5 protein-coding genes are annotated in these 3,555 nt (G+C 35.6%); 3 read left to right on the top strand and 2 right to left on the bottom strand.

Annotation, left to right across the window (positions count from 1 at the left end):
• Positions 1-421: 421 nt before the first annotated feature.
• Positions 422-529 carry an F-box protein gene (locus Q0940_RS17130; RefSeq protein ID WP_363323597.1) on the bottom strand — a complete coding sequence of 36 codons (108 nt, stop codon included), beginning with the start codon at positions 527-529 and terminating at the stop codon, positions 422-424.
• Positions 530-765: 236 nt separating this feature from the next.
• Between Q0940_RS17130 and Q0940_RS17125 the strand changes: the two genes are divergently transcribed.
• From Q0940_RS17125 to Q0940_RS16935, 3 genes are all read left to right on the top strand, one after another.
• Positions 766-957: a hypothetical protein gene (locus Q0940_RS17125; RefSeq protein WP_363323596.1), complete on the top strand. Its 192-nt coding sequence runs from the start codon at positions 766-768 to the stop codon at positions 955-957.
• A gap of 398 nt (positions 958-1,355) precedes the next feature.
• Positions 1,356-2,096, top strand: a complete 741-nt coding sequence (locus Q0940_RS16940; RefSeq protein WP_299271116.1) for a DUF4241 domain-containing protein — start codon at positions 1,356-1,358, stop codon at positions 2,094-2,096.
• Positions 2,097-2,407: 311 nt separating this feature from the next.
• Positions 2,408-2,959: a cupin domain-containing protein gene (locus Q0940_RS16935; RefSeq protein WP_363323598.1), complete on the top strand. Its 552-nt coding sequence runs from the start codon at positions 2,408-2,410 to the stop codon at positions 2,957-2,959.
• Between the two features lie 212 nt (positions 2,960-3,171).
• On the opposite strand, the gene Q0940_RS16930 is transcribed toward Q0940_RS16935, so the two are convergent.
• A partial coding sequence (locus tag Q0940_RS16930; protein ID WP_299271114.1) for a glutathione binding-like protein occupies positions 3,172-3,555 on the bottom strand: 384 nt, incomplete at its 5' end.

The raw sequence follows: 3,555 nt of genomic DNA, 5'->3' as shown, positions 1-3,555 counted from the left end.
TGGGTAAAGCCAAAACCGTCTAAGTATCCCAAAAACGGAAATAAAAATGCCAGTCGGCTTAACTGACTGGCATTACTTATATGCTTGTGCATTTAAAGCAATGTTCACGTTATTCAATGTGATTAGAAATGGCACGATTAAATAGAGGTTTTTAGTAAGCTTCTGATTTTATGATAAATTATTTAAATAAAAATTTTACATAACGAGCCCATTCTTTAAAAATATGGCGTGTTATGTAAATGGCTCGTTTTCTCCAAACGCAAAAAGCGTTTGTTTATACATAAATCAGCTGCTAAGTTATTGCCATTATTAAATTAAAAAGTTTATAAGCGTGATAAATTCTCCTGTGGATAACTTCCTTTAACAGGAATTCGCGCTAATAAGCTGTTAGGCCTTATCGAGTAACAATTTATGGACGAAGCTAATTTATTTGTAGAAAAGGCCGAAAAGCTAGAACGATTAAGTTTCTATAAGAAAGTCTCTCAAGGATCTGGCGTAAGACTTTCTGCGGGAGTAAATAAAGCAGCATTGTCTTCTAGGTTTGATCCCGATGAAGAAAGTATTGACTCGTTTGTTCTTACATTTAGGTTTTTTATTCAAGATAACGAGAAAATATCTCTTCGTAATATGGCGTCAATATTTGAATCAAATCTCTCTTCCGAAAAGACGAGATCTATTTATCAAGAGGCTAGGGAAAAATTAAATGAGTATCTTGATTCTAATACTTCATTTAATTTTGGTGGAGTTCTTACGAATCGAGAGATAATGGACGTTTTTATATACGGTGGTTTGTCTCATGCTACTGACTCTAAAAAACTTAAATATGATGAATGGAAATCGTCTACTATACTATTTCCATTTTTAGAAAATGAATTCGTCAAAATATTGAATCAAGTATTTTATGTTATTCGCGTATTGAAGTTAGAAGTAAAAGAAGTACTACAAAAAAATGCCTAACAAGGCTGTAAACCTGACCCAAATTACTACGCGATTTTGTGCAATACGCTGCGCGCATTCTCGCACAAAACTGCTCCATAATTTGGGCAGGTTACAGCGGCGTTAGCTGAACCAAATTGAGATCATCGGAATGAGTGAAGAAAGGCAGGAGATTCTAATAAAAGGGGTCAGGGTTAAATTAAATAATTAAATAATTAAATCTGCCTCTTTTCTGCAACAAATCAATGGGTCAGATCACTTTGATCCATAACTATTTAAACGATTTATGTAAACTACTTTTTTAGCAATTAGTTAACCACTCTGGTAAAAATAAATAATTCAGAAAAGTGAGTGATGACTCGGTAGAAAAACGACTCAATCGCTTGCTATTAATATGTTAGATAACACGAGGATAGGATATGCAATATCCAAATGAAATTAATTGGTCTGCGTTAAAGTCTGAAATCATCTCTAATGGTGAAAAAAAAATTAAATTGACCCCTATTTCTTGCGGTAAGTTAAACCTATCTTCCGGGAAGTTAATTGTATGTGACCCTTTCGCTCGAATGAATAAATCAGATAATGCCTTTGTTAAAATCCAAGCTGGTGAGTATGAGGTAATAGTAACTCTCGCTGATGTAAGTCCTAATTTAGATGGAAGTCATTTTCGTGAGGCGTATGCAAGCTTAATTATTGATGAGAATGCAATTGAGGCTTATCGCGAGTGTATTGAACTCACGAAAAGCGGAGAGCCATCAAAACAACCATTAAACGATGGTGAGTTTTACGGATATGGTGTTGATGCTGGCACTGTATGTTTTGCTGATGCAGAGGCAATTGATCTATATATGCCTCCTGAAGAAACATGGTATGAAGGTTTGTTTGAAAATAATGATAGTAATTGTTGGTTCGAACAAATGGATAATGAGAATTTAATTAGAAATGGGATCGCAAATATCCCTTTGCCTTTGAATAAGGATGAAAACCTTATACTTTTTCACTCTGGTTGGGGGGATGGTGTTTATCCTGTTGTTGGAGGTTATGATTCAAATGGTAAGCTTATAGCTATACACACAGATTTCTTTGTAATGCTCGCGCCTGAAAGTGATGAAAAAAGTAATGAACCAATACTTAAACCATGGTGGAAATTCTGGCTGTAACTTTATTAGACACTATATTAATGGGGGGAGATCCTATACACCCCCACAAATTATAGTATTTCAAATAAGTAGCCATCCATCTTTAACACCTAATAAAGCGAACACTTAGTTAGCTTTGCTTTTTGATTTTTCTTACAGCTAGAATTTCACTAAAGGATAATAATAAGATCATGGCTCACCAAATATCTTCAAACTCTGTTAACGTACTAAAGAAGAATGTAAAACTCACATTGCTTACTTTATTAGTCAGCAGTGTCTGCTTATCGGCTTCAGCTCTGGCTGAAACAAAAACTGTAAATGAGGCGCCAGCATTGACTAAAGAACAACTTAGCAAACAGCAATTGAACAAACCACAATTCACCCAAAATAAATTGACCAAAGAACAGGTGATTGAAAAACTTTCATTAGAGCATCATTTTGAAGGTGGGTATTTTCGTCAAACATTTAAAGCAGATCATAGAGACAAGGTAACTACAGCTCGTGGTGATAGAACCACTATGACGGTAATATTTTATATGTTGACGGATGACAATAGTATTGATCATTTCCATACTAAATACTCTGATGGTATTGAGTTTTATCATATGGGAGATCCAATTACTTATCACATGATTTATCCTGATGGACATTACGAAAAAGTAGTTGTTGGTCCGGATATATTAAACGGACAGCAACTACAACTTGCGGTGCCAGGAGGCACTTATAAAGCAGCGGAGTTAAACTCTGGAAGTTATGGCCTAGTTAGTGAAGCTGTCACACCAGGTTGGGAGCCAGAAGATATGATAGATGTTAGTAAAGAGGAATTACTCAGTAAATTCCCTCAACATAAAATCATCATCGAGCGTTTAGCAAATAAGAAATAGTCGTTTAACCCCCAATAAAAAAGCGAACACTCGGTTCGCTTTTCCTTTCAGCTTACCGCTGCTGTTCCTTAAAACCTTCCAGCCTTCCAGCCTTACGAGAATAAAAGCCTCCCACATTTAACACCCAATAAAAAAGCGAACACTCAGTTCGCTTTATTTTTTCTTTTCTTACAACTTAAAACTTACGGCTTACAGCTGATTTTTCAGTACCGCTATAAAGTCTCCAACTTTCCACCACGTTCTACAGCTTTTTGATAAGCCGGTAATGCATCAATTTGTTTAAGGTAACGTGCAATATTGGGAAATGCTGATAAATCCATACGAGTCGTTGATGCTTGTAATGGAAAGCTCATTTGAATATCTGCTGCACTAAGTTCTTCACCCGTTAACCATGTGCTATTTGCTAAGGTATTTTCTACCAATTCTATTTGTGGCGTTAAGCGTGGCGTAATAAACATATCCTGTATTTTCTGGCTTAACGTTTTGGCAATCGGTTTTACAAAAAATGGCATTGGATTCTTTGGCATTTTCATCATAACCAGCTTCATCACTAATAAAGGCATTAATGAACCTTCAGCAAAATGTAACCAGTAACG

Origin of the sequence: uncultured Psychrosphaera sp., from assembly GCF_947500655.1 — a bacterium.
Lineage (GTDB): Bacteria > Pseudomonadota > Gammaproteobacteria > Enterobacterales > Alteromonadaceae > Psychrosphaera.
Note: the sequence above shows the minus strand (reverse complement) of the source record. Positions and strands in the feature narration are given on the sequence as shown.

What these genes read in the sequence shown, in the direction of transcription:
- Q0940_RS17130 (WP_363323597.1), bottom strand. Translation starts at nt 529, where the DNA reads ATGCTGCTTTATTTACTCCCGCAGAAAGTCTTACGCCAGATCCTTGAG.
- Q0940_RS17125 (WP_363323596.1), top strand. Translation starts at nt 766, where the DNA reads ATGGACGTTTTTATATACGGTGGTTTGTCTCATGCTACTGACTCTAAA.
- Q0940_RS16940 (WP_299271116.1), top strand. Translation starts at nt 1,356, where the DNA reads ATGCAATATCCAAATGAAATTAATTGGTCTGCGTTAAAGTCTGAAATC.